General features: G+C 64.3%; 18 protein-coding genes. 10 read left to right on the top strand and 8 right to left on the bottom strand.

The features are described 5' to 3' along the window. Positions 1-115 precede the first annotated feature (115 nt). The 4 genes from DSM100688_RS09960 to DSM100688_RS09945 all read left to right on the top strand — a co-directional run bounded on the left by DSM100688_RS09960 (position 116) and on the right by DSM100688_RS09945 (position 4,791). Positions 116-1,042: a carbohydrate ABC transporter permease gene (locus tag DSM100688_RS09960; protein WP_152358945.1), complete on the top strand. Its 927-nt coding sequence runs from the start codon at positions 116-118 to the stop codon at positions 1,040-1,042. Then, complete coding sequence (locus tag DSM100688_RS09955; protein WP_152358944.1) at positions 1,039-1,965, top strand: carbohydrate ABC transporter permease; 927 nt, start codon at positions 1,039-1,041, stop codon at positions 1,963-1,965. The genes DSM100688_RS09960 and DSM100688_RS09955 overlap by 4 nt, the downstream gene beginning before the upstream one ends. Positions 1,966-2,019: 54 nt before the next feature. Further along, positions 2,020-3,540: a glycosyl hydrolase family 28 protein gene (locus DSM100688_RS09950; protein ID WP_152358943.1), complete on the top strand. Its 1,521-nt coding sequence runs from the start codon at positions 2,020-2,022 to the stop codon at positions 3,538-3,540. 210 nt (positions 3,541-3,750) lie between these two features. Next, positions 3,751-4,791 (top strand): LacI family DNA-binding transcriptional regulator, encoded by a 1,041-nt coding sequence (locus DSM100688_RS09945; protein WP_152358942.1) that lies wholly within the window; start codon positions 3,751-3,753, stop codon positions 4,789-4,791. Positions 4,792-5,246: 455 nt separating this feature from the next. On the opposite strand, the gene DSM100688_RS09940 is transcribed toward DSM100688_RS09945, so the two are convergent. Further along, positions 5,247-6,962, bottom strand: coding sequence for a GH39 family glycosyl hydrolase (locus tag DSM100688_RS09940; protein WP_152358941.1), 1,716 nt, complete (start codon positions 6,960-6,962; stop codon positions 5,247-5,249). Between the two features lie 1,027 nt (positions 6,963-7,989). Here DSM100688_RS09940 and DSM100688_RS09935 point away from each other — a divergent pair. The 4 genes from DSM100688_RS09935 to DSM100688_RS11835 all read left to right on the top strand — a co-directional run bounded on the left by DSM100688_RS09935 (position 7,990) and on the right by DSM100688_RS11835 (position 12,912). Beyond that, on the top strand, positions 7,990-9,066 hold the full coding sequence (locus DSM100688_RS09935) for a hydroxyacid dehydrogenase (RefSeq protein ID WP_152358940.1): 1,077 nt from the start codon (positions 7,990-7,992) through the stop codon (positions 9,064-9,066). 150 nt (positions 9,067-9,216) lie between these two features. Next, positions 9,217-10,449: an ROK family protein gene (locus tag DSM100688_RS09930; RefSeq protein ID WP_152358939.1), complete on the top strand. Its 1,233-nt coding sequence runs from the start codon at positions 9,217-9,219 to the stop codon at positions 10,447-10,449. Between the two features lie 768 nt (positions 10,450-11,217). Beyond that, positions 11,218-12,564, top strand: a complete 1,347-nt coding sequence (xylA, locus tag DSM100688_RS09925; RefSeq protein ID WP_152358938.1) for a xylose isomerase — start codon at positions 11,218-11,220, stop codon at positions 12,562-12,564. Between the two features lie 186 nt (positions 12,565-12,750). Continuing rightward, complete coding sequence (locus tag DSM100688_RS11835) at positions 12,751-12,912, top strand: hypothetical protein (RefSeq protein ID WP_163146946.1); 162 nt, start codon at positions 12,751-12,753, stop codon at positions 12,910-12,912. A gap of 208 nt (positions 12,913-13,120) precedes the next feature. Here DSM100688_RS11835 and DSM100688_RS09920 read toward each other — a convergent pair whose 3' ends face one another. From DSM100688_RS09920 to DSM100688_RS09895, 6 genes are all read right to left on the bottom strand, one after another. Continuing rightward, complete coding sequence (locus DSM100688_RS09920) at positions 13,121-14,233, bottom strand: hypothetical protein (protein WP_152358937.1); 1,113 nt, start codon at positions 14,231-14,233, stop codon at positions 13,121-13,123. Between the two features lie 68 nt (positions 14,234-14,301). After that, on the bottom strand, positions 14,302-15,210 hold the full coding sequence (locus tag DSM100688_RS09915; protein WP_152358936.1) for a hypothetical protein: 909 nt from the start codon (positions 15,208-15,210) through the stop codon (positions 14,302-14,304). A gap of 165 nt (positions 15,211-15,375) precedes the next feature. Continuing rightward, positions 15,376-16,983, bottom strand: a complete 1,608-nt coding sequence (locus DSM100688_RS09910; protein WP_152358935.1) for a hypothetical protein — start codon at positions 16,981-16,983, stop codon at positions 15,376-15,378. A 165-nt stretch (positions 16,984-17,148) separates the two neighbouring features. After that, positions 17,149-17,859, bottom strand: a complete 711-nt coding sequence (locus DSM100688_RS09905) for a response regulator transcription factor (RefSeq protein ID WP_163146947.1) — start codon at positions 17,857-17,859, stop codon at positions 17,149-17,151. A gap of 303 nt (positions 17,860-18,162) precedes the next feature. Then, complete coding sequence (locus DSM100688_RS09900; RefSeq protein ID WP_152358933.1) at positions 18,163-19,665, bottom strand: xylulokinase; 1,503 nt, start codon at positions 19,663-19,665, stop codon at positions 18,163-18,165. A gap of 492 nt (positions 19,666-20,157) precedes the next feature. Next, on the bottom strand, positions 20,158-21,312 hold the full coding sequence (locus DSM100688_RS09895) for a hypothetical protein (RefSeq protein ID WP_152358932.1): 1,155 nt from the start codon (positions 21,310-21,312) through the stop codon (positions 20,158-20,160). Positions 21,313-21,513: 201 nt separating this feature from the next. Between DSM100688_RS09895 and DSM100688_RS09890 the strand changes: the two genes are divergently transcribed. Both DSM100688_RS09890 and DSM100688_RS09885 read left to right on the top strand, forming a co-directional pair. Continuing rightward, a complete protein-coding gene (locus DSM100688_RS09890) occupies positions 21,514-22,269 on the top strand; it encodes a response regulator transcription factor (protein WP_239519431.1) in 756 nt (251 codons plus the stop codon). Positions 22,270-22,283: 14 nt separating this feature from the next. Continuing rightward, the gene (locus DSM100688_RS09885; protein WP_152358931.1) at positions 22,284-23,918 is read left to right on the top strand and encodes a sensor histidine kinase; all 1,635 of its coding nucleotides are present in this window, start codon (positions 22,284-22,286) and stop codon (positions 23,916-23,918) included. A gap of 289 nt (positions 23,919-24,207) precedes the next feature. On the opposite strand, the gene DSM100688_RS09880 is transcribed toward DSM100688_RS09885, so the two are convergent. Beyond that, positions 24,208-25,596, bottom strand: coding sequence for an MFS transporter (locus DSM100688_RS09880; RefSeq protein ID WP_152358930.1), 1,389 nt, complete (start codon positions 25,594-25,596; stop codon positions 24,208-24,210). Between the last annotated feature and the right edge of the window lie 291 nt (positions 25,597-25,887).

The raw sequence follows: 25,887 nt of genomic DNA, 5'->3' as shown, positions 1-25,887 counted from the left end.
TCAAGCCGACTGTGATCTCGTGAATCCATGAGCCGGTGGTGCCGGCCTTCCTCCGCAGGGCGGGCACCACCGGTTTGTCATGGATGGGACAGACAGAAAGTGTAGGAGGGTTGTCATGGCAGACAGCAAAGTGACATCCGGCGGCACGTCGGGTGGTTCGAGCCACGTTCCGTGGCGTATCATTCAGGCCGCGAAGGGGGCGTCGTTCGTCGTTCCGTTCTTCTGTGGCTTCGTGTTCTTCGTGATCATCCCGATCGTGATGTCGTTCCGCGTGGTCGTCTACGCGAAGCAGAAGTCCGGTCTGGGTCTGGGAGAGGCCAAGGAGACGTTCGTGGGGCTCGCGAACCTCATCAAGGCCGCGCAGGACACCACGTTCTGGGTGGGCTTCGGCCGTGTGGCGCTCTACGGCATCATCATGGTGCCGGTCACCCAGTTCCTGTCGATGGTCATGGCGCTGCTCATCGACTCGGTCAAGGCCAAGACGGCCGGCAAGTTCCGCATCCTGCTGCTTCTGCCGTACATGACCCCAGGCGTGGTGCAGACCATCATCTGGATCTACCTGTACAGCCCGACCACCAGCCCCTTCCGCTGGACGGGCATCAACTTCTTCGACTCGAACATGGTCTGGTTCTCGATGGGCCAGATGGCCGTATGGGCCGGACTCGGATTCAACATGCTCATCATGTACGGCTCGCTGCAGTCCATCCCGGGCGAGGTGATCGAGGCGGCGCGACTGGACGGCGCGTCCGAGGTGCGCATCGCGTTCTCGATCAAGGTGCCGTACATGGTCAGTTCGGTCACGTTCACCACGCTGTTCGCGGTGATCGGCACGCTCCAGCTGTTCGACCAGCCGTACTTCTTCCGTTCGATCAGCCCGCAGACCATCACCAAGGACTTCACGCCGGCCATGATGATCTACAACCAGGCGTTCCAGGTGGGCAACATCAACTACGCGACCGCGCTGTCGCTGCTGCTGGCGCTGGTGCTGTGCATCGCGTCGATCGGCGTGTACGCCCTGCAGGGAAAGGTGAATAAGGTATGAGCACCGCAACCATCGGCAACTGGATGGACAAGCGCCGCCGCGACAAGGCGGCCGATCAGTCCGGCGAATCGACCGCGAACCAGGTCAAAGGCACGTCCAAGTGGCTCGTGCTCGGCCTGCTGGTGCTGCTCGCGTTCTACGCGGTCGCCCCGCTGTGGTGGCTCGTCGTGGCCGTCACCAAGTCGACAAGCACGATCTACCGCACGAACGGCCTGTGGTTCGCCGGCAAGTTCAACCTGTTCCAGAACCTGCACGACCTGTTCACCTACCAGAACGGCGTCTACTCGACCTGGCTGTGGAACACGGTCTGGCTCTCGTTCGTCACGTCCGCCGGCGCAATGGTCATCACCGTCGCCGCCGGCTACGCCCTCGCGAAGTACAACTTCTGGGGCAAGCGCCTCGTCATGGGCCTGATCATGGCGTCGTTCATCATCCCCGGCACGCTGCTGACCGTTCCCTCGTTCATCCTGTTCCAGAAGGTCGGTCTGTATGACAACTGGTGGGTCATGATCCTGCCCGCATGCTTCACTCCTATGGACGCGTACCTCGCCAAGGTCTATGCCGAGGGCGCGGTGCCGGACGAGCTCATGGAGGCCGCGCGCATCGACGGCGCGGGCGAATACCGCATCTTCACGTCGATCTCGTGGAGGCTCATGGTCACCCCGGCCGCGACGATCTTCCTGCTGCACTTCGTGGCCGCGTGGAACTCGTTCATGTGGCCGATGATCTTCCTGAAGGACTACCACAAGTGGACCGTCATGCTCGGCCTGCAGTCGTGGCTGGCCCGCGGCACGGATTCGCAGTACGACCTGACGATGCTGGTGATCACCGGCGCGTTCATCTCGATGATCCCGGTCGTGATCCTCATGATCGCGATGCAGCGGTACTGGAAGTCCGGCGTCACCGTCGGCAGCCTCAAGTGATGTACGGTCTCCCGCCGCGAACGCTATGGGAGACCATGGGGAAAGGTTTTTGATATGACCACGGAACAGCTTGGCAACGGCGTGCGCGTGTACCCGGCACCCGCGTTGGCCGTGCTGCGCGACGAATACACGGTGCGCGTGCGCCCGATCTCGCATGATCCCGCATCGTTCGACGACGCCGACGAATCCGGCTGGCAGACCGTGCCGGTCTACCGCGTGCGCGTCGACATGCACGACCCGCGCGAATCGTCGATGTGCTACTTCGACTTCAACGGCCGCGTCGAGGTCGAAGTCGTGGTCAACGGCTGGTACGAGATGTACCGCGCCGACATCCGCCCGCTCTCTCGCGGCGTCGAACCGCATATCGTCGGTCGCAACCGGCTCGTGTTCATGCTTGATCATCCCGCCAACCTGAGCGTCGAGATCAACCGCAACCGCGTCCACAACCTGCATGTCTTCGCCGGGGCGCTGCAGCCGGAACCGGCATCCGAACCGGCCGACGTGACCGTGCACGGCTCGCCCGACCGTCCGTCCACGCTGAGCTGGTATGAGGTGAACCAGGGGATCGCGGCGGTGCTCGCGTCGGGCAAGCCGCGCGCGACCGTGCGCATCGAACCCGGCTACCATTACATCGCCGACGGCACGTGGCGCATCCCGTCGCACACCGACGTCGTCTTCGCGGGCGGCGCGGTCGTCGAGGGATCGCTCGTCATCGACCATGCCGAAGACGTGACCGTGCGCGGCCGCGGCGTGCTCTACCTCAACGATTTCAAGCGGTACGCCGGCGCGAACGGTGTGACGATCGGCTTTTCCCATGACGTGACGGTCGAAGGTCTGGTACTGATCAACCCGCCGCACTACTCGGTGTTCCTCGGCTCGTCGCGCAACGTCACCATCCGCAACCTCAAGTCGTTCAGCTGCGAAGGCTGGTCGGACGGCGTCGACATGATGGCCTGCGAGGACGTGGAGATCGACGGCTGCTTCCTGCGCACGTCCGACGACTGCATCGCCGTGTACGGTTCTCGATGGCAGTACCGCGGCGGCTCGCGGGGCGTGTACGCGCACGACTGCACGTTGTGGGCCGACGTGGCGCATCCGATGATGATCGGCACCCATGGCGACCACGAACACGACGGCGACGTGCTCGAGTCGATCCGCTTCGAGAACATCGACGTGCTCGAACACAACGAATACCAGGCCAATTATCTGGGCGTGATGGCCATCAACGCGGGTGACAAGAACACCGTGCGCGACGTCACGTGGCGCGGCATCCGCATCGAACGCATCACCCACGGCCGCGTGCTCGACATCGAGACCAAGTGGAACAAGGACTACAATCCCGCGCCCGGACGGCTGATCGAACATGTGCGTATCGAGGACGTGGACGTGACGGTCTCGGACGGTGTGTTGGCCGGCGACGAGGAGCCGTCGCTGATCGGCGGCTACGACGCCGGGCATCCGGTGCGCGACATTCGCATCGTGAACATGCGGCGGAACGGACGGCCGTGCGCGACGCTGGAGGACGCCAACATCACCGTGCTCGGCAACGTGGGCGACGTTACGATCATCGGCTGAGACGCGTCGCTGGCCTGCGGTCGGCGGTCGGTTCGGTCGATGGCTTGTCCGGGCGATGGCTCGTCCCATCGATCGTCTGGTCGTGTTCGTGCGCCCGTCGTTCCCGATTGGGGAAGGCGGGCGCACGTGTAGGATATAGATTTGTATCGTTACGAACACGGTCGACGATTGTTCTCCCATTATGGATTCTCGTGCGAAAAGGAGCCAATCATGGTCACGCTCAAGGATGTGGCGGAGCGCGCCGGAGTGTCTCCCGCGACCGTCTCCTATACGCTGCGCGGCGGCGAGCACGTGTCGAAATGGACCGAGGAGCGCGTGCGAGCGGCCGCGCGCGAGCTCGGGTATTCGGCCAATATGGCCGCGCGTAGCCTCAGATACGGCAAAACCGGCATGATCGAACTGGTCGTGCGCGGCCTCGATGTCTCGACGATCTACGCGAAGATGGTCACGCACGTCAAGCACGTCTGCACGGGCCGCGGCTATCATTCGCTCGTCATGCAGACCGAGCAGGACCCGCAGACGTTGCGCGACGCGGTCGGCGAGATCAACCGGCAGTCCTGCGACGGCATGATCCTCGACCCGTGCGGCATGACGGCGAACGCGATCCGCAAGCTCAACCGGAACCAGCCGATCGTCATGCTCGACGACTACTCAGGCACCCGGATCTTCGACAACATCCTCACCCCGCACGAGGAGATGGCCTATGCGGCGACGCGTCACCTGATCGAGACCGGATGCCGCAGGATCATGCTGGTGGGCGCGTCGCGCGAGCAGGCGGCAGCTCCGGGGGTAACGCCGGTGGTCGGCCTGCGGCTGCGCGGATTCCTGCGTGCGATGGACGAGGCCGGGCTGATGGTCGCGGATGCCGTGGACGACCGGATGATCGGCGGGGAATGGCGGTATTTCGTCGGCGTCGATCTCGGGCGTGAGCTAGTGGATCGCGGTGGGTTCGACGCGGACGGGCTGGTGTGCTGCAACGACACGCTGGCGCTCGGCGTGATCCGCGGCCTTGCGGATCGAGGCGTGCGCGTGCCCGACGATGTGCGGGTGATCGGCTCGGACGGTATCACCATGGGTGAGTTCACCGTGCCGCGGCTGAGCACTGTGGAACTGGACGTGCACGGCATGATGAAACAGGCTGTCGACATGCTCGTCGACCGCATCGACGGCTCGTACGATGGCGACGCGCGGCAGACGACCGCCTCGTTCGCGCTCCACTGCCGCGAGTCCTGCGGCTGCGGCGCCGCGTGAGTCGCGGCTGACGTTCCGCTCGTGCCCTGCCGTCAGAGCCGCGTGAACCGTTGCGTCTTCGCATGAGCTGCTCCTTCGCGTGAGCACTGTGCCTTCGCGCGTGTGAGTTGTGCCTCAATGAGACTCTGACGATCCCGCCCCCTTAACGGACATACAGCCGATTGCGGGGTGGTTTTCGGCTGTATGTCCGTCAAGGTTATATGGTGATGTGATGCGGTGGACTGCCTCGATGGGTGATGTTTCTTATCGACGATGGTCTCGTGCTTCAGCCTCTTTCCCCTAACGGACATACAGCCGATTGATGGGGTTAAATCGGCTGTATGTCCGTTAGAGGGGGTGCCGTATCGCGATGTTTGGGATTGCCGATCATCATGTCATGGCTGACTGTTCAACGGACATACAGTCGATTTGGTCCCGTCAATCGGCTGTATGTCCGTTAAGAGTTGCAGTCGAGGTTATAGCCGCGTCAGCGTGATCAGTGCGACGGCGTGCGTTGGCATCGCGAACCGCAGCGTTGCGGCATGATCGGCATCATCCGTCACCTCGACCGTCCGCTCTGGTTCCAGCGTCTCCAGTTCGCCCGCCGTATGGATCGCATCATACTGTGCGCCGGTCGGATACTTCGGACTGCCCTCCGCAAGCCATACTGTATGCGCGTTGGAATGCGTGCCGTCGACCCGATACTGCGTCACGCGATACCGTCCCGCATCCAGTCCGTCGATACGTAACTCCACATCACGATTGTCATGCACGTCGATATCGTCGCAGTGCGAGTACAACAGCACCTGCAGGTTCGCACAGCCGTCGGCCCCGTTGCCATGAACGCCGTCGGCCGCCGCCCCGCGCCCCGCCGTCGCGAAGCCGGACACCACCGTCTGTGCGCCTTCGCCGGTGTATCGCATCGGTGCGGCCTCGTCGAAGTCCGCGATCAGCCGACGGTCGACCGCGGGATCCACCGCATGATCGCTGCGCAACGCCACTTCATGATCGCCCATCCGTGAGAACATGCGGAACGCGTTCATCACCGGCTTGTCGATGCCCTGCGTCGCGAACGTACGCGTTCCGGCGAAACACTCCTCCTGCGGGAACATGAACGCCCATGCCAACGGTCGCACCGTAACGTTGCGACGTACGCACAGCTCGTGCAGCCGCGTGTACGTCGCCGCCACGTACGACGCGTAGTACTCGGTGTTGCGGAACCGCATGTTCGGATTGTCGGCGATGCCGCCCGCCGCCCAGCCGTCCGGATCGGCTTCCGAAATCACGACTTCGCGGTCGCCGAACCCCTCCTCGGCGATGACATCCAGCGCGAGGTCCACCTGATGAACCAGACTGCCCACGCTCGGCACCGACTTGGCGGCCGTGTCGTCGCCGGGCAGCCACGAGCCCTTCGCGTGGAACGTGATGAAGTCGAGCCGCGTGCCGGTCTCGCCGGTGCAGCGGTTGCGCCCCTCGCGGCAGTGGGCAAGGAAGGTGCGCATCAGCGCGCGCGATCCGTTGTGCAGGAAGATGCCGGTGCATGCGGGGCCGGCCAGTCGCGCCGAGGGAAGCGCGTCATGCAGCGCGTGCTCGGTGTAGTCGAACAGCGTGCAGTAGTCGTCGTCGGTGCCGGACCAGTAGAAGATGTCAGGCTCGTTCCACAATTCGAAATACCACGTCCGAATCTCGTCCTCGCCGTACCGGTCGGCGAGATGGGTCGCAACGGTGCGAATGAAGTCGTGCCACTTGCCATAGTCCGCCGGCGGATACGTCCAGCCGACCTCGCGGTACGCGTTGACGCCGCCGAGCGCGGGCTGCTTGCGATAGCTCGGGTCGGCGAGCGGCTGCGGCATGAAGCCGAGCTCGACGAATGGCTTATTGCCGGTGGCGAGGATCGTGTCGAGCATGAGGTCGTAGTAGGTGAAATCGTAGATCGCGCGGCCGTCGGCGTCCTCGCGGTAGAGGTTCGTCGAACCGAACTTCTGCGTGCCGTGGCAGCTGCCGTTGCAGAACATGAAATGCGTGCGCACGTAGTACGGCGCGTCCGGCAGGTCGCCAAACTTCGTGAGCAGCGCCTTGCCTTCGGGCATGTAGGTGTAGTTGCATTCGTCGTAGCCGAGGTAGCGCCACGAGTGGTCGAGATTGCCGACGACGTGCGATGTGTCGATGGTGATGTGGCAGGTGTCGTTCATGATAGGTGCTCCTTTGCGGTGGTGGTGCGTTGTTGCGTTACGTTGCGTTGTGCATGGGTGCGTCGACGGCTGTGGGTTGGCGTGGGTGCGTCGACGTGGTGCGCAGCGGTTGGAAACGCTTATGTTTTACGTTATACCTTATGGTATACATGTGGGCGGATTTCCGCAACGGCATGAGGGGGGGGCGGCGGGTCGTGGCACGGCTCCTGATCGACGTGCATTCGGCCGATGTTGATGGGATGTATCGACCGGATGTCCTGTCCATTGATCCTTCCCATCCCGTCGGTCCTTCTCTTGTAACGGACATACAGTCGATTCGCCCATTGCAATCGGCTGTATGTCCGTGGGGCATGCTGATCCTTTGTTTGGCTCTCCTAACGGACATACGGCCGATTTCCTCCTCGCAATCGGCTGTATGTCCGTTGGGATGGTGGGTTCTGTCTGTCCCTAACGTACATACAGTCGACTGGGGTGCCCGAATCGGCTGTATGTCCGTTGAGGGATTGAGTTGCATCTGCTTATGTTTCTCGTGACGGACATACAGTCGATTCGGCCAGTGCGATCGGCTGTATGTCCGTTGTTGGGCTGCGCATCGTGATCCGTGCCGTCAGACGTGGATCGCATACGTCTCTTCGTCGTACGTTTTCGTGGAGTCGTCTGCAATACCGTACTGGTGCGGATGTCTGACGTACGTTTTCGCAGGAGCACCTGCAATACCGTACACATACCGACTCGTAGCGTACGTTATTGCAGGAGCGTCTGCAGTATCGTACACAAGGAGCCTCTGTCTGTACGGTTTTGCAGGAGCGCCTGCAATACCGTACGCATGCGGCTGCCTTGTGTACGGTATTGCGGAAACCGTGCGTGAATCGTGCGCGGGATGTATGAGGTGGGGATCCGTTATTGCGATGCAGGATGACGACGCGGCGTGTGCAACAGATGGCAAAGCGACGGATTCGCAACGTACCGCAGCGTACAATCGGCGACGAATACACCGGCCGCCGCCGGCTGTCCGAAGGAGCATCGCATGTCGCAGCAGACCGTACCAACATCATCCGTCGCCGAATCCGCAGCCAAACCGTCCGTCGTCTTCTCGTTCCATCCGGCCGATCTCGTCGGCAAAATCATGGGCGCCGACGCGTGGCGCACGCTCGATCTCGCGGCCGACTACGACCGCGACGATGCGGGTAACCCGGCCGTCGTCGAGGACTTCCGTGATCCGGAGAACGCGGAGCGCGTCGCCAGGGCCGACTACATCATCACCGGCTGGGGTGCGGAGCGGCTCGTCGACGTGTCCGTGCTCGACGCGATGCCGCACCTGAAGGCCATTTTCGCGGCGAGCGGCGCGGCCGATCGTATCTTCACCGATGACGAGGCGAAGCAGATGGCCAAAACGCGCGGCATCGCGCTGTCGAACTCGGGGTATCTCAACGGTCTGCCGGTCGCCGAATACTGCTTCGCGAACATCCTGCTCGCCAACAAGCAGTTCTTCCGCGCCGAACGCATGTACCACGAACAGCGCGGCTGGGGCGCGTGGGTCGACGTGCAGAGCGTGTTTGCGAACGTTGGCAACTATGAGAAGACGGTTGGCCTGGTGTGTGCGTCGTCGCGTATCGGCCGGCGGCTTATGACCATGCTGCAGATGACGCGGCTCGACGTGCTGGCGTACGCGATCGACATGTCCGCCGACGAAACCGCGTCGTACGGTGCGGTCAAGGCCGATCTTGACATGGTGATGAGCCAGTCCGATATCGTATCGTTGCATGCGCCGGATATTCCGCCGCTGCGTGGCATGATCGGCGCACGCGAGCTTGCGCTGATGAAGGACGGGGCGACGTTGCTCAACTCGGCGCGCGGTCGCGTGGTCGACCATGATGCGTTGATCGCGGAGCTGCAGACCGGTCGCATCAATGCGATTCTTGACGTGACGTGGCCTGAGCCGCTGCCGTCCGATTCGCCGTTGTGGGACATGCCGAACGTGATTCTGACGCCGCATATCGCCGGTTCGACCGGTTCGGAACTGCATGCGATGGGCCTGAACGTGGCCGAGGAGCTGGCTCGGCACGTTGCGGGCAAGCCGCTCAAGTACCGCGAGGAATACTGAGCCCACTGCGGTTCTGGGAGCCCGCTGCGGCTGCTGCTGGCCGGCAGCCCCACCGGACGTTGGGTGCGCATTGTAGGCTCGGAGAGGAGATACTTCATAGCGTGCGGCGTGTCGGATCAACCGCCGTGCGCCGGCGGAAAGGTGGGCGACGTGCCGCTGACCAGGCGAATCAACCAGGACGACCTGCGCAACCACAACCTGTCCGTGGTGCTGTCGACGCTCGCCCGTTCCGTCGCGCCGCTGAGCCGCGCCGCGCTCGCCAAGGAAACCGGCCTCACTAAGGCCACGCTGTCGCTGCTGAGTGACATGCTGCTCGCCAATCACGTGATCCACCAGCTCAGTCCGGCGCCCGTGTCGACGGCGCACGGCCGCCCGAGCACGCCGCTCGCGTTCGACACGGGTCATTGGGCCGGCATCGGCGTGCAGATCAATACCGACGGTTTCGGCTACATCGTGCTCGATGTCAGCGGTACCGTTGTCGACGAGGCGTGGCGCACGCAGGCCATGGACGACGTGCGGCCGGATGACATCTTCGATCGGCTCGATGCGATGCTGCGTCCGGTGGAGGCCCGACTCGCGGCCGACGGCTGCGCGATCGTCGGCACCGGACTTGCACTGCCGGGTCTCGTTGCCGGCGACGGCGTGCTGCTGACGGCGCGCAATCTCGGATGGCGGAACCTTGACCTGCGTCGGTTCGCCGTGGTGGATCGTCTCGATGCGATCGCCACGAACGAAGCCACGCTGGCCGCGATCGCGCAGATTCCCGGCTATGCGACGCCGCGCGCGCATGGGGAGTGGCCGATCGACGCGTTCGATTCGTTTCTGTACGTGTCCACCGACATCGGCATCGGCGGTGCGTATGCGCGTGCCGGGCAGGTGGTGGGCGGCGACCGCGGGTTCGCCGGCGAGATCGGCCACTGCAGCGTGGACCGGCATGGCGTGATGTGCGGGTGCGGCCGTCGCGGATGCCTGGAGATGTACGCCGGCCGACGTGCGATGATGATCGCCGCGGGATTGGCTAAGGGCAGCGATGCCGCGCAGCCCGAGTTGGTGCCGCGGCTGATCGAGGCGTGGCATGCGGGGGATGCGTCGGCGACGGCCGCGGTCGACGATGCCGTGGATGCGTTGGCGTGCGCGATCGCGTCGGTGATCAACGTGATTGACGTGGACACGGTGATGCTCGGCGGTTTGTGGAGCGGTTTCGGCGAGCCGCTGCGCGCCGATCTCGAACGGCGGGTGCAGTCGCAGATCATGGCGCGTGACGTCGAGCAAGTGCGGCTGCTGTTTCCGCCGATCGTCGATCATCCGGCACTCTACGGCGCCGCGGTGACCGGTCTGCGTCGCCTGTTCGACGATCCGCTGTCTTATCTGACGATCGGCTGACGATTTGACTGATCGGCCGACTGACGATTTGTCCGACTGATCGGCCGACTGACAGTTCAACTGACGCTTCGTCCGACGCGCCGTCGCTCTCGTGCTCTCGTGCCTTCCTCCTCAACGGACATACAGCCGAAACTGTGGGGTAAATCGGCTGTATGTCCGTTAGGGAAAGTAGGAATGTCGCGTTTTTGAGAGCGTGTGTCTCATCTTCTCCAACGGACATACAGCCGATTCCACTTCCCGAATCGGCCGTATGTCCGTTGGGGGAGGACGAGTTCCGTGGTTCAGCGTGCGGTGGTATCTCATGGCTTGTGAGCGATGATGATCTGCCGGTCGCCCAGATCTATGCGCTTTCTTCCACGGACATACAGTCGAAACTGTGGGGTAAATCGGCTGTATGTCCGTTAGGGAAGGTAGGAATGTCGCGTTTTCGGGAGCGTGTGTCTCATCTTCTCCAACGGACATACAGCCGTTTTTGCCCTCTGAATCGGCTGTATGTCCGTTGGGGGAAGTGGATGTACGTCACAGAGGAGATGATGCGTCCCGAGAGAAGTCGTATGCTCACTGTCGCGGTGCGTATACTCACCGGCATAGTGCGTATATTCACCGGCACGGTGCGCATGCTCACCGGTGCAGTACGTGCGCTCGGCCGTGCACGACACGCACGTCGTCAATAAAGTTAAATGATTTGACAAAATAACCGACGACGACGTACGATACATTCCGTCATCAATCACCACCCCTTACAACGAAGTCATCAAGGAGCTCACCATGGGTCTGTGGGATATCGACAAGATCGAGTACGTCGGCCGCGAGAAGGGACCGCAGGAAGGCCTCGCGTTCCACTATTACGATGCCGACAAGGTCGTCGCCGGCAAGAAGATGAAGGACTGGCTGCGCTTCGGCGTCGCCTGGTGGCACACCTTCAACCAGGAACTCGTCGACCCGTTCGGCACCGGCACCGCGCAACGCCCGTACTACAAGTACACCGATCCAATGGATCAGGCCCTCGCCAAGGTCGACTACGCCTTCGAACTGTTCACCAAGCTCGGCGTCGAATACTTCTGCTTCCACGACCGCGACATCGCTCCCGAAGGCGACACGCTGCGCGAGACCAACGCCAACCTCGACAAGGTCGTCGACAAGATCGAGGAGAACATGAAGGCCACCGGCGTCAAGTTGCTGTGGAACACCTCCTCGCTGTTCACCAACCCGCGCTTCGTCTCCGGCGCAGCCACCTCGCCGTTCGCCGACATCTACGCCTACGCCGCCGGCCAGCTCAAGAAGAGCCTCGAGATCGGCAAGCGTCTCGGCGCCGAGAACTACGTGTTCTGGGGCGGCCGCGAAGGCTACGAGAACCTGTGGAACACCGAGATGAAGCGCGAGCAGGACCACATCGCCGCGTTCTTCCACATGTGCGCCGACTACGCCAAGGAGATCGGCATGGACGCCCAGTTCCTCATCGAACCGAAGCCGAAGGAGCCGACCCTCCACCAGTACGACTTCGACGCGGCCACCGCCATCAACTTCCTGCGCACCTACGACCTGACCGACGTGTTCAAGCTCAACCTCGAAGGCAACCACGCCAACCTCGCCGGCCACACCTACCAGCATGAGATCCGCGTGGCGCGCGAGGCCGGCTTCCTCGGCTCGCTCGACGCCAACCAGGGCGACAAGCTCATCGGCTGGGACATGGATGAGTTCCCGACTGACCTGTATGAAACCGTCGCCGTGATGTGGGAGGTGCTCGCCGCCGGCTCCATCGGCCCGCGCGGCGGCCTGAACTTCGACGCCAAACCGCGTCGCACCTCGTTCACGCCGGAGGACCTGTTCCGCGCGCACATCGCCGGCATGGACTCCTACGCCGCCGGCCTGCTGGTCGCCGCCAAGATGCACGAGGACCACTACATCGAGGACCTGCAGGAGGCCCGCTACAGCTCCTTCGACTCCGGCATCGGCGCGACCGTCGAGGACGGCACCGCCACGTTGGCGTCGCTGGCCGAGTATGCGATCGACAAACCGCAGTCCGAGCTCATCGCCGCGACCAAGTCCGATCATCTCGAGTCCGTCAAGGCGACAATCAACAACTACATCATCGACGCGCTCGCCGAGGCGTGATTCCGCGCGGTCTGCATGTGACGCACGTCGCCTGATGTGACGTGCATCACATGACCGACCGTGCCGCCGGACGTGCCGTAGGGGGGATTCGTTCGACGGCATGTTGGCGGACGGATCGGTCGTCGTATGCCGACGGGCGTATCGCATATGATGTCGGCGATGTTACGGACGTTACCGTGACGTTCGATGGCGCGCGATGTCGCGCAACATGCGCAGCGTATCGTTAACGACAGTTATCCACACCGAGAGAAAGGACGGGCCATGATCATCGCTGCGATTACCGCCTTCGGTCTTTCCTTGATCGGCATCGCCATGCGCGCCGGTCTGCGCCGCAACGGCCAGCTCTGACGCTCGTCGTCGCAATACCCCTTAACGGACATACAGCCGATTTTGGTATGCGGATCGGCTGTATGTCCGTTAAAGAGGGGAATGACGTGACAGCCCGAGCATCCACTCTTTGTCGCTCTTACCCTTAACGGACATCCAGCCGATTCGAGTATCCAAATCGGCTGGATGTCCGTTGAAGAAGGCGGGAATACCTGCTGTGGAGCAAGGGTTATGCGCGGAACGCGAGGTAGGCGATGAACCGGGCGGCGAGGCCATCGACGGTCGGGCCGTGTTGTATCTGATCGGAACCGATCACGCCCATCACGTAGTCGGTGCGCGCGTTCGTCGCCGCGCCGGCGTGCCGTTGCATCGTGGTCCAGCGCGTGGACGTGTCCATGCGCAATCCGTACACGGCGGTCTGACGGATGGCCATCGGACCGGTCTGCGTCCACGTTCGCGAGCCGTCGGTGGCCGTCGTCACATTGACATCGTCGGGGATCGCCACGATCGCTGTCGGTGCATACGTTCGCCGCTCGACGGCGTCGCCGTTATGGTCGCCGTCCTTGCCGCCGTCGGCGTTCGCAGCGTTCGTGCCACTATCGATATCGCCGGCATCGGTGTATCCGCTCGCGTCGGCCATGCAGGTCGTGCTGGCGAACTGATCCACGTCGTCGTCCGCCGCCGGCTGCGTACACGTCCACGCAAGGCTGCCCACGCCGGGTGCATGGCCGGCCTCGCCGTCGATCGGCAGTTCGTACCACGTCGTGCGCAACACGACCGGCGGTTGCGAGGCCGCATCGCCGCTGCTGCCTTCGTTGGTGCCGACATCACCGTCGTCGCCGGAATCCGGCGCCTGTGCACTGATCAGCGCGCTGACATCGTCCGCATCGAATCGTGCGACGAGCTCGTCGCCGGCGAGCCGATCGAACGTCGAAACCGGCGCGATCACCAGATCGGTCGTGTTGTCGCGCCGTAGCCTGCGCAACGATGCGCGCAACGCGTCGGCGTCGGTGCCGTCCACCGTCGTCACCGCAACGTCGCGATCGCGCAGGTTGGCGGTGGCGATGAAATCCTTCGCCAGATCGTCGACCGCCGTGCCATACTGGCCTGCATCGACCAGCGTGACGCGTAGCTTCGGTGGCGTGGCGACGGTGAGCCGCGCCAGCGACGCCACCATCAGCAAGGCGACCAATACGAACGCCACGCTGATCAGCAGCCGTTGCCGTTTCGTCCTCGGCCTGCGGTTGCGCGGGTCGAACATGATCTCGTACGCACCCGGCTCGGCCAGCGTGCCGGCGACCTCATGATTCGGATTCGTGGGTCCAAGAATAACGTCGGACATCGTAACCAACCTCCTTGCGATATACGTTGCGATGTGTTCGGATATACGTTCGCCATATGGGATGTGAACTACAGCTTGAGATAGCGGGCGAATGCGTCGTTGAGCGTGGTCGCCTGGCTGTTCAGATTCCCGTCGGCGAAGAACGCGACCACGTAATCGGCGTCCGCCGTAGTCGCGCCGCCGCCGAGCGTCGTCCATGTGGCCGACCGCCGCAGATCCAACCCCTGCGGTGTGACGTCGTATCGTTCCAGCATGCCGTGCTGTTCCCAGACGTACGAGTCGACGTTGTCGTAGACGTGCGCGTCGTCGCCCGGCGGGACCACGCTCGCTGCCGGACGGTATTCCGTCGCCCCGCGGTCCGTGGCGCAGATCGTCGAACCGCGGTCCGCGTCGTATTCGCAACGTCTCGACAGATCGTCGTTCGTGGTCGGGTCGAGCGTGGTCTTGCCGTCGGTGCAGGTGGTGTAGTACCACGCATCATCCGGCAGCGTCTTGGCGAACGACGCGCTCAACGGCAGCGTTCCCGAATCGGGGGAACGGACGCCGCTGAGCGAGACCGCGCCCGCCAGATCGTTGGTACAGGTCTGCTGGTCGGTGGTCGCGTCGAACAGCGCCGCCGGCGCGATCAGTGCGACGCCGCCCCGCCGTTGCAACGTGATCATCCTGTCGATGATGCGTTGACGGTCGGCATCCGATAGTTGCGTCGGAATGTCGGCGTCGATGCTCGGCGACACGTCGTCGCGCAGATCGTCGACGGTGACCTGATCGTCGTCCAGGCCGGCGGCGGTGACCAGTCCGTCGCGCAGCCGTTGCGTGCGCGACGTCGCCGACGCGTCGCCGAGGACCAGCATCGTGTAGTACGGCCGGTGCGACCGCACGACGCCGTAAGCGATGCCGGCCGCAGCGATGATGATGAGCGCGACGATGGCTGCGATGATGCGTAGTCGCCGTGCGCGGGAATGGGTGATGGTGCTCATGACGACCTCCTTGCGGGGTGAACCGGTCGGGGTGACCGGATGATTCCAGTGTGCGCGTGCGGGGGTGTCTGCCCAAGCTCGCGTCGTGCGATTCATGACGGATAGGCGCGGTTCCTTGCTTCCCTCAGTCGGCTTGATGGGAGCAAAGGGCGTGACCGGTTTGGCTCACGCCGAATACGGCAGAATGGCCTCGCAATGCCATGCGTCGCCGTCGGCTGCGACGGTCAATATGCCGCCGAGTCGTTCGATCTGTGCGCGGCGGCGGGCGAGGCCGGTGCCGGAACCGTGTATGTGAGACCGCGTGATGCCGGTCGGCGTGCATGCCGACCCGCCGCCGTCGGCCGTATGATCGGTGCCGTCGTTCATATCGGCGATCCTGTCCGTACCGTCCGTATTGGCCGTACCGTCCATATCGACTGTGCCGACGGCGTTGCCGGCATCATCCGATCCACCCGCAATCGTATCGGCGCAGGTGACGACGATACGGTCGGCCGTCGCATTCACCGCGACGATGTACGGTCGTGAGGAATCGGCGTACTTGATCACGTTCGCATACAGTTCGCCGAGCAACGCCAACGTCTCGTCCAACACCGCCGCGCTCACCGCGGGCGGTGCGCTCGCCGACGTGGGCGGCAGGCCGGCCCCGTCGAACCCGGCCTCCGACAGCTGCTCGTCGTATCGTCGCAGCGCATCCGCGATCACGCCGATCCACCGGTACCCGGTGACGGACGGCGATGTCGCGCCGTCGCGCGAGTCCGGTCCGTCCGTAAACGACATGCCATATGGGTCCATGCCGCTCGCGATCGCCACGTCACCCGAGTCTTGGCCATACGTGACGTTTCGTGTGCCGTGCATATCGCATGCCGAGTGCGTTGCGCCCGTCGTCCCGTTGTCCGCCGTCGTGGCCGACCGCATCGGCCCATCCTCATCAACGCCGGCGTGCCTGCCGATATCATCGGCCGCGTCGGGCTGCGAAGACGGCGACGTGTCGTCACGGCTCAGCATGCGGATCAGGTCGTGACTGCTCGCATATGCCTCGTCCGCACAGTCGCGCATCCGCCGCAGCTCCTCGCCGCCGATCACCGTATCGCCGTCGATGTGCCGATCCAACGTCATGAGCAGAAATGCGAGCTTGTTCGCTATCCCGTCATGAATCCCCGTGGCCAACGTCTGCTGCGAACGATGGCGCTCCAACGTCATCCGACTGCGTTCCAACGCGGCCTCCGCGGTCTGCTTGCGTTGTTGTTCGCGCAACGCGACACCGGCGACCGTCGCCAATGCGAACCGTATCGCCGTCTCCGCGACCGTATTCAGTACGCCGAACAGGTCGCCCGATGACCCGATCATGCCCCCTGAAACCGAGCCAGCCGTACCTGCGCCGATCACGCCGAACATGCCGCACAGATACACGCCGAACGCGGCAGCCAGCAGTGGCAGATACCGTCGGACACCGAAATACGCGGCCACGCCGGCCGCGAACAACGCGGCATACCCCAGATGCGGAGGCATCAATGTATCCGACCCGGCGGCGGACACGATCGGAGCCAGCGACCACAATGCGGTGACCAACCCGGCGCCGACTGTCGGCAGACCGGGCAGCAGCAGGCATCCGGCCGACGCGAGCATGGTCGTGACCGCCAGCCAGACGGGATGGTCGACGTAACTGACGAACGCGACGATCAGCGATCCCAGTGTGAGGTATGCGGCGAACAGCGCGCCGAACGTACCAACCCAACGACGCGAGGCGTACCGTGCGGCCATATGTGCGGCCATCGATCGCACCGTGTATGACAACGTTGGCTTCGGTGATGCTGCGGAGTTCGGCGCTACCGATGCCGGGCTGTCCGGCGCGCTACGATACGACGTGCCGGACAACTCGTGGAGGCGATCGCCTGATAGCGACGGGCGGGATGTCGGTGCGCTGGTCATCGGCGCTCGCTAAACCTGTTGCTCATCCGCGACGCTCGCCAGCAGACGGCGTTCGGTGCAGATACGGATGGCCTGCGGTAGACTGGACGCGCCGAGCTTGGTCTTGGCACGGTTGACCAGTGTCTGCACGCTCGACACGGTGATGCCCATGCGCGTGGCGACCTGCGCGGTTTTCAGGCCGTCGGCATACAGAGCAAGCGCCTCGCGCTCGTGGTCGGACAGCGTGGTGCCGCGTGTGCGGCCGGCGTTCACGCGGACGAAGGATGCAGCGATGGACTGGAACGTGCGGTCGTCGGTTGAGGATGATGATGCGGGCGTTGCGGTGGGAGACGGTGCTGCGGGCGTTGCGATTGCTGTGATCGGCTCGCCGTGTGCGGCCTGTGCAAGCGCGTGGGCGAGCGACTGTGGGCTGATGCGTTTGCCGACGAGTCCCTGCGCGCCGGCCTCGATCATCGGATCGCGGTACTGCTCGACCGGACGCGACGTAATGCCGATCAGGCCGATCGTGCGGGAGCGACGGCGGATCTGCGCGCACAGGTCGGGGCCCTGCATGTCGGTAAGCGACATGTCGACCAGCACGACATCCGGGGCGGTGCGCGGGTCGAGCGCCTTCTGGAACGCGACCGCGCCGAGCTCGCTTTGCCAGATGACCGCGAACCGCGGGCCGCATGCCTTGACCTGCGCGGCGAGGCCGAACAAGGCGTACGGATCGTTGTCCACGATGGCGACGCGGATGGTATGCGGCGGGGTGGGCATTGACGTGGTCTCGGAAGCCGGTGCAGAGGCCGGTGTCGCAGACATTGATGTTGCCGCCGATGATGCCGCTGATGGTACCGATGATGCCACGTTGCGCCCCTTCCCTTGCCCCTGCGTCCAGTCTAGATGCGGGATCGCCGATGCGCCAACGTCATGTCGCGCCATACACGACAGGAGGGGGTGGGTTTCCTACGGATGCACACGCAACACACGGGACGGGACAGGGTGGGGCGCGTCCGAGCGGGTGCCGATGATCGGCCGTGTTGGTCAGCCGCGGTACCGAACGTACTGGGCGTACACGTTCGGCGTAGGCTCGCCGGTGAGCGTGTCCTCGATGGTCAGCTCCCATGCCGGCGGCTCGGCCGCGCCGTCCAGCACCCACGCGGCCTGACGTGCCGCGCCGATCGCCACGTATTCGTCGGTCTTCGGCAACAGTACGTCCATGCCGAGGATCGACGGCGCATATGCGCGCACCGCGGACGACTTCGCGCCGCCGCCGATGAGCAGGATGCGCTTGACATCCACGCCAAGGCCCTTCACCAACTCGAGACAGTCGCGCTGCGAGCATAGCAGCGCCTCCACGAACGCGCGGGCGATATTCGCGCGGGTCGTATTGTGCAGCGTCATGCCGTGCAGCGTCGCGGTCGCATCCGGACGGTTCGGCGTGCGTTCGCCGTCGAAATACGGGATCAGCGTGACGCCGTGCGCACCCGGCACAGACTGAGCGGCCAGATCGGCCAGCTCGTCATACCCGACACCGAGCGCGTTGCGGGCCGCGTCGGCGATGCGCGACCCGTTGATCGTGCAGGCGAGCGGTAGCCAGTGACCGGTGCAGTCGGCGAATCCGGTCACCGATGCGGTCATGTCGTACGCGGGCACGGGGGAGATGGCCGCGGCTACACCCGACGTGCCGAGGCTGATCGACACGTCGCCCACGCCCATGCTGAGACCCAGCGAGGCCATCGCGTTGTCGCCGCCGCCCGGCGCGATGACGCATCCGTCGGGAACGTTCTTGCCGGCGATCGCGGGATCGGCTACTGCACCCATTTCCGTTGGACCGAGCACGCGCGGCAGGATCACGTCGTCGCGGCCGAACGCCAGTCGAAACAGGTCCATGCGGTACTCGTTCGTCGCCGAATCGAAGTAGCCGGTGCCCGACGCGTCCGAACGGTCGGTGAACAGCGCGTCGAGATCGGCGCTCTCGTTGTCCGTGACCGGACCGTGGCCGGCGATGCGCCAGCTCAGCCAGTCGTGCGGCAGACAGACCGCGGCGACATGACGTGCGTTGTCCGGCTCGTTCGCGGCGACCCATGCGATCTTGGTGATCGTCAGCGACGCGACGAGCGACGATCCGACGGCCCTGACCCAGCGCTGGCGGCCTCGCATGACCGGGTCGTCGGCGAGATCGTCTTCGGAACCGTCCGCGGCCTTGCCGGCGGTGCCCAGCTCGGTGATCAGCCGTTCCGCATCGGGCGCCGAGCGGGTGTCATTCCACAGCAACGCGTCGCGCACCACGCGGCCCTGCCGGTCGAGCAGTACCATGCCGTGCTGCTGGCCGCCGACCGCCAGTGCGGCGACGTCGTCGAGGCCGCCCGCCTGATCCTTCGCCGCGAGAAACGCGTTCCACCACGCGTTCGGATCGCAGCTGGTGCCGTCCGGATGCGGTGCTTGGCCGAAGCGCACCAGTGTGCCGGTCGCCGCATCGGTGACGCGTACCTTGGTCGATTGCGTGGAGGTGTCGATGCCCGCCACCAGAACTCGTGATGTCATTGGTCGCCTGCCTTGCGGTATGTCGATTATATAGTTAAATCATCAAACTAACGATAGTGTATCACAATGCAGTGGTGATCACGGCTCTCTTCCTTCAACGGACATACAGCCGATATAGCCGGGCGAATCGGCTGTATGCCCGTTGAAGAGAGGAATGGTGTGAAAGGCGGGGGAGGAGCGAGCGCCGTGATGGCATGTCTTCTCGCTCTTAACGGACATACAGCCGATTGCGGTAGGAAAATCGGCTGCATGTCCGTTGGGGGAGGTGTGATTTGCGGTGTTGGTGACGGATTCTTGTGTCCCTGAGCGTTCCTGCGCGTTGTTCGACGTATCCCTCCAACGGACATACAGTCGATTTACCTGCCCAAATCGGCTGTATGTCCGTTAAGAAGGTGGGGAGAAGCGTCTGTTTAGGGGGATGGTATAGAGGGATCCGTACGGCGTACGGGAGACTCTAGTGCCGACGGAAACTTTAGCGCCGTTACGGAGGCTTTAGTGCCGGCGGCGACGGACGGCCCGCGCAATCAGCCGTACGGCCAGCACCACGCCGTAGCCGAGATAGCCGGCGACGAGATACAGCACCAGGAACGACGGCACCGTATCGACCAGTGTGGTCCAGTCGATGAACCAGCCGCCGCCGATCGGCGTGCACACGCCGTTGATCGGGCATTCGTCCTGATACTGTGCAACCAATGCGAATACCGCAACCGTGCCGATCAGCGACCCGACCGCAGGGAACAGCAGCGAGCGCAGCCAATCGGGAACCGCTCGCCGTCTGCTGTCGTCAAGTCCGGCTTCGTCTGCGGTCGTTTCCGGACCGGCGACCTGGCGTCCGCCCGGCATCGCCGCGTCACGGCTCGCGTATGCGCCACACGTCACCAGCAGCACCGGCGGCACCACGAAATTGATCATCAACGCGCCGGCCATCGCCAGTTCGCCGCGTATCAGCGAGAACGCAATTACCAATCCATACGTGATCGCCAGCGTCAGCCAGCAGCCGAACCGCACCGCGTCACGCCGCGCCCACGCGAGCATGCGGCCGCTCGCGCTTGTCGGCGGCGGCGCGAGAAACAGCCTGCGCAATCCGTAACGGCCGATCGCGTAGCAGGCGAACGCCACCGCTGCGTAGGCAAACAGCAGCACCGCACTGCCGTACAACGTTTGCACCAGTAGTTCGCCGCCGTGCGCGCGCATCAACGCCAGCCAATCAGACCACCGGCGGTATTCGACATAGCCGACCATGCGCAGATGCGCCCAGCCGAAGCCGAGCGGTCCCATCAGCGCGCTGACCGTCGGAAACGAGAGCGAACCGGAACGGATCGAGCCGAGAGCCAGATTCGCAACGCCCAAGCCGACCGGCCAGTAGCCGGCCGTCATAACGGGCACCCACACGAAACCGTCCGGAATCGGCCGGCCGTCGAGTTCGGGCAGGAATGTGACGAGCCGGGAATAGGTGACCAGCAACAGCAGCGTCGCCAGCGCGATGACGCCGATCCAATGGGCGCGGTTCCAAGTGCAGTGTTCGGTGAACCATTGCGTGAAACGTCGCATGGAACGTGGAGCGGTGTGCGGCGTGCGGCGATCGGGATCGTCGCCGCGTGGTGTGTTCGGATCCCGCGTGACGGAATCGATGTGTACCGAGGTCATGATGGCCTCCTTTCCGGACGGTCGTGCGACGGTCCGTCTTCAAGCCGGGACGTGCGGCGTGCGGCGCGTCCGTTCCGGCGTGTTGTGGTGATTCCAGTATGGAACAGGCGCGAGCCGTGGAATGATGGATGTCATAGCGCGTATGACGCGGCGCGACGACGTGGCCGCGCGGGCGGCATGATGATGACGGGGAGGTGCGGCATGGACATGATGCGCGACGATGGGCGGAGCGGACACGGTGCTGCTGCCGACGATGCGAACGTACGCATCCGCATCGGCATTGTCGACAACGATCCGTATGCGGTGGCCGTGTTGTCGACGATGATCGCGCGCATGGACGTGCGGTTCGACGTGGTCTGGACATGCGAGCTTGGCGCGGTCGCGATCAGCCGATGCCTGAACCGCGCGCAACGGCCGGACGTGCTCGTGACCGACATGTCGATGAACGACGTGCCCGGTACCGAGGTCTGCCGTGCGATCCGCGTCAAACGCGCGGATGTGGGCGTGGTCGGCGTGACCTCGTATGCGGTCGGCTCGTTCCTCGACGAGGCGGTGCGCTGCGGCATGCAGGCGCTGGTCGGCAAAACCGATCTTGCCGGCATGGCCGTGGCGATCCGCCGCGCCGCGCGGGGATTGGCGACGAATGGTGCGGACGGTATGGACGGTGCTGGCGATAGCGGCACTGACGATAGTGGCGCTGTGCGGTTCCTTGACGCGGCCGAAGCGCACACGCTGCTGGAGGACACGTCCTACGACGCCGGTCGCGGGGCGCTGTCGCCCAAGGAGCGGGACGTGCTGCGGCTGTACGCGGACGGACTGACCACACGTGAAATCGCGGATCGGCTCGGCGTCGGTGTGCCGACGGTCGCCACGTTCGAACGGCGGGCGCTCGCCAAACTTGGCGCCCGCAGCCGCGCCCACGCAATTTCGATCTGCGTGCGGCGGCACGTGTTCTAGTGATCGGAGTGACGATGACCGGATGGCTGGACCGGCTGGCCGACGCCGATCGGCGTACGGGCAACGCATGGCTGCTGACGGCGGTGCTGATCGTGGCGTTGGTCTGTGCGGCTGAAACCTTGACACGTCTGACCGACGGCGATATGGGGGCCGTGGATGCGATGTGCGCGTTCGGCTTGGTGTGGGCCGTGGTGCTGATGGCGTTCCGGCCGGTCAGCGGCGGGTTGCTGACGGCGATGACGTGGACGGTGCTGTGCGTGGCTCCGGTCGAGACGCCGTCGGCGGCGCTGGTCGCCGTACTGGTTGCGGTCGGTGTGCTGGGATATGCGAATCGGCGGATCGCGGCGCTGGTCGCGCTGATGACGTTGGCCGCGTGGCTGTTCACCGCGGGCGGTGTGGCGCTGCCGCAATGGCATGTCGGTTCGGGTGGCGGCACGGGCAGTAGCATGTCCACGAATGCCGACGATGATGCGGCCGGAGACGCGGGCGATACTACAGACGCCGACAGCGCGGGATCATCCGCCGACTCCCTCGGCAGCGCGGATGATACTACGGACGCCAACGGTACGGATGATGCCCGCCGTGAGCCGAGCAACGAATCATCGAACGGTGACGCCGATGCCTCTGATCACACCGATACGATCACCGGCGACCATGCCGCCACGGACGGCACCGCATCCGCCGGCGACGGTGACGTCAACGGCGCCGGTGACGGCGACCGTCGCGGTGACGACCGTCACGTCCTGCTCGGCACGGTCGCCATGTCCGGCGTCATACCGGTCATCGTGCTGTTCGCGGGATTCCTGCTCGGCGGCATGGCCGCACGCTGGAACCACGAACGGCACAGCGAACGCATGGAACTCGCATACCGCCGTCAACGCGCCCGCGCCGCGCAGGACATCCACGACTACGTGTCGAACGATCTTGCGTACCTGATCCTGCGATTGGACAAGGATATCGCCGACGGCAAGTCGCCCGGCGTCGAGGAGCTGCGCGAATTGCGCGACGTGGCGTCCGGCGCGCTCGATCGCACGCATCAGGTCATCGGCGTGATCGAGGGACGGGATGGCGGGCATCGGGCGGCGGAAATGAACGGTCGTGCCGAGGCCGTTGCGTCAGCATCGGTACCGCTGATCGACGATCGGACATCCGATGATCTCGGCTTGGCATCGTCGTCTGTGAGTCATCATGCGCGGCGCTCATCCGGATCATCCGTCGTCAATCCGAACGCCGAACGCGACGATTGTCCGCTCGCCGCACAGCTGCGTACGATTGCACATGCCGGCGATCATCGTCTTGCGGAACTCGGCTTCGACGGTCAGACGATCATCACGAATGCGAACGATGGCGCCGAGCCGGACGAGCTGATCGAGGGATTTCTCGAGGAACTGTACGGCAACATCGCCAAACATGCCGACCCCGCCGCCGGCTACGTGCTCACGATCGGCATCGGCCGCGACGCTGTGCAAGTCGCGCTCGTGGACACGGCTGTGAACTCCGTCGCTGCGTCCGGCCGGGATAGTGATGCCCCGCGTCTCGGCACCGGACTCAACCGGTACCGGACCCGGCTCGACGCGCGCGACGGTGCGCTCACCATCGATGCGCAGGACGGTGAATGGACGCTGTCGGCGGTGATCCCTCTGCGGTAGACGGGGGTATCCCCGGGTTGCACACGCTGACTGAGCCTAATGCGTGTGCAACCCGGGGATACCCCGAGCCGCTTCCGTGGGAAATACACGTTGGGGGCTTGATGGGCGTGTATTTCCCACGGATACCCACACTGGGATCGCGGGTTGTACACGCTGGTCGGCGGTTTAGCGTGTATTTCCTGCGGTTGACTCCTCCCGTACGCAACACGCACAACGCCAGTGGCGGAAAGGGCTCGCTGACGAGTGCGTCAGCGAGCCCTTTCCGCCACTGGCAAGCGATGCGGCCGGATCAGCCGACGGAGCGCTGGGAGGTTTCGGCGCCGAAGAAGCCGACGATGAGCATCGAGAAGATGGCGATCACGCTGATCGACACGAAGATCGAGGTAGCGCCAAGCGCGGTGAGCATCCAGCCCACCACCATCGGCATGAGCACGTTGAGCAGCTTGGCGATCGCGTTCGCGAGGCCGACGCAACGGAAGCGGACCTTGGTGGCGAACAGCTCCGGCGCGTACACGGCCACGACCGACGCCATCAGCGTGTACAGGCACATCATGAGCAGGAAGCCGACGATGATCGCGCCGGCGGTCGAGGTCTGGAACGCGTATGCCATGCCGAACACGCCGGTGAACAGGAACGCGGGCACGATCGTGCGCTTGCGGCCGATGCGGTCGATGAGCAGCGAGCCGATCAGGCATCCGACCGGGGCGCCGAGCATCATGAGCGTGGACGTGGTGAGTGACGAGGACAGGTTGATGCCGCGCTTGACGAGGATCGTCGGCACCCATGAGGTGAACGCGTACGAGCACACGTTGGTCGCGCCCACGGCCACGATCGCCACGAGCAGGCAGATGCCGAGCGAACGGCCGCCCGCGTTGCGGTTCTGCGCGGCAGCGTCGGCGGCCGCGTCGGCGGCGGTGTCGAATGCGCCGGCCGGCTCGGAGCCGTTGGCTTCCATCTCCTTGACGATCGCATCGGCCTCATCGTAGCGGCCGTGCACGGCGAGCCAGCGTGGGGATTCGGGAATGTCGCGGCGCAGCCACCAGATCACGGCGGCCACCACGCCAATGCCGACGAACAGCGGACGCCAGCTCCAGCGCGGGATGATGAACGCGCACAGCAGCATGGCGATCGGCACGCCGCAGTTGGCGACGAGCGAGACGATCGCGCACCAGTGGCCGCGGCGGTTCATCGGCGCGAACTCGTTGACCATCGCGAAGCCGGTCACGATCTCGGCGCCGAGGCCGAGGCCCGCGCCCAGACGGCACAGGGAGAGCACGGCCATGTTCGGGGCGAACGCGCCGAGGAACGTGAAGCCGCCGAACAGCAGCAGGTTGATCTGATAGGCGGTGCGCCGGCCTTTGAGATCGCCGACGAAACCGGCCAGCAACGAACCAATGAGCAGGCCGAGGAAACCGGCCGACATGAACGTCGAATTCTGCTTGACGGTGGACCAGCCGGTGGCCAGCGCGCTGGACGCGACGGCGGAGCCGATGTACACGTCGATGCTGTCCATCAGCATGCCGGCCGCGACGAGCGCGACGATGCGATGGAACATCGTGGTTTCATGGGCGCGGTCCACGCGCGAGATGATGTCCTGCACTTGTGCCGGATCCGCGGTTGCCTCGCTGGCGCGGGCGGCGGTTGCGGCGGCGGAAATCTGCTGTTCTGCAGCAGTCATGATACAAACCTCTACTTGGGAATCTTGGCCGGCGGATCGGCGTTCTTACGGTCCCATTGTGTGGGATGCGCGGTGTGCCTGAAGGCTGGCCTTGAACCCGGAACGCCCGCCTATTGTGTAGGCGAGCGTTGACCTTGACGATAGATTAGGTTTGTGTGCGTGGAATGACTGGGAAGGGTCACATAGTGGACGTCGATTCCCGGGATGCGCGGCGGACGATCCCGGGAACCAGCCATGTGCGATTGCACCTAGCGGAACCTTGGGATGCCACGGAAGATGGATGTGCGATTG

Source organism: Bifidobacterium ramosum (genome assembly GCF_009299505.1).
GTDB classification, from domain to species: Bacteria; Actinomycetota; Actinomycetes; order Actinomycetales; family Bifidobacteriaceae; genus Bifidobacterium; species Bifidobacterium ramosum.
Note: the sequence above shows the minus strand (reverse complement) of the source record. Positions and strands in the feature narration are given on the sequence as shown.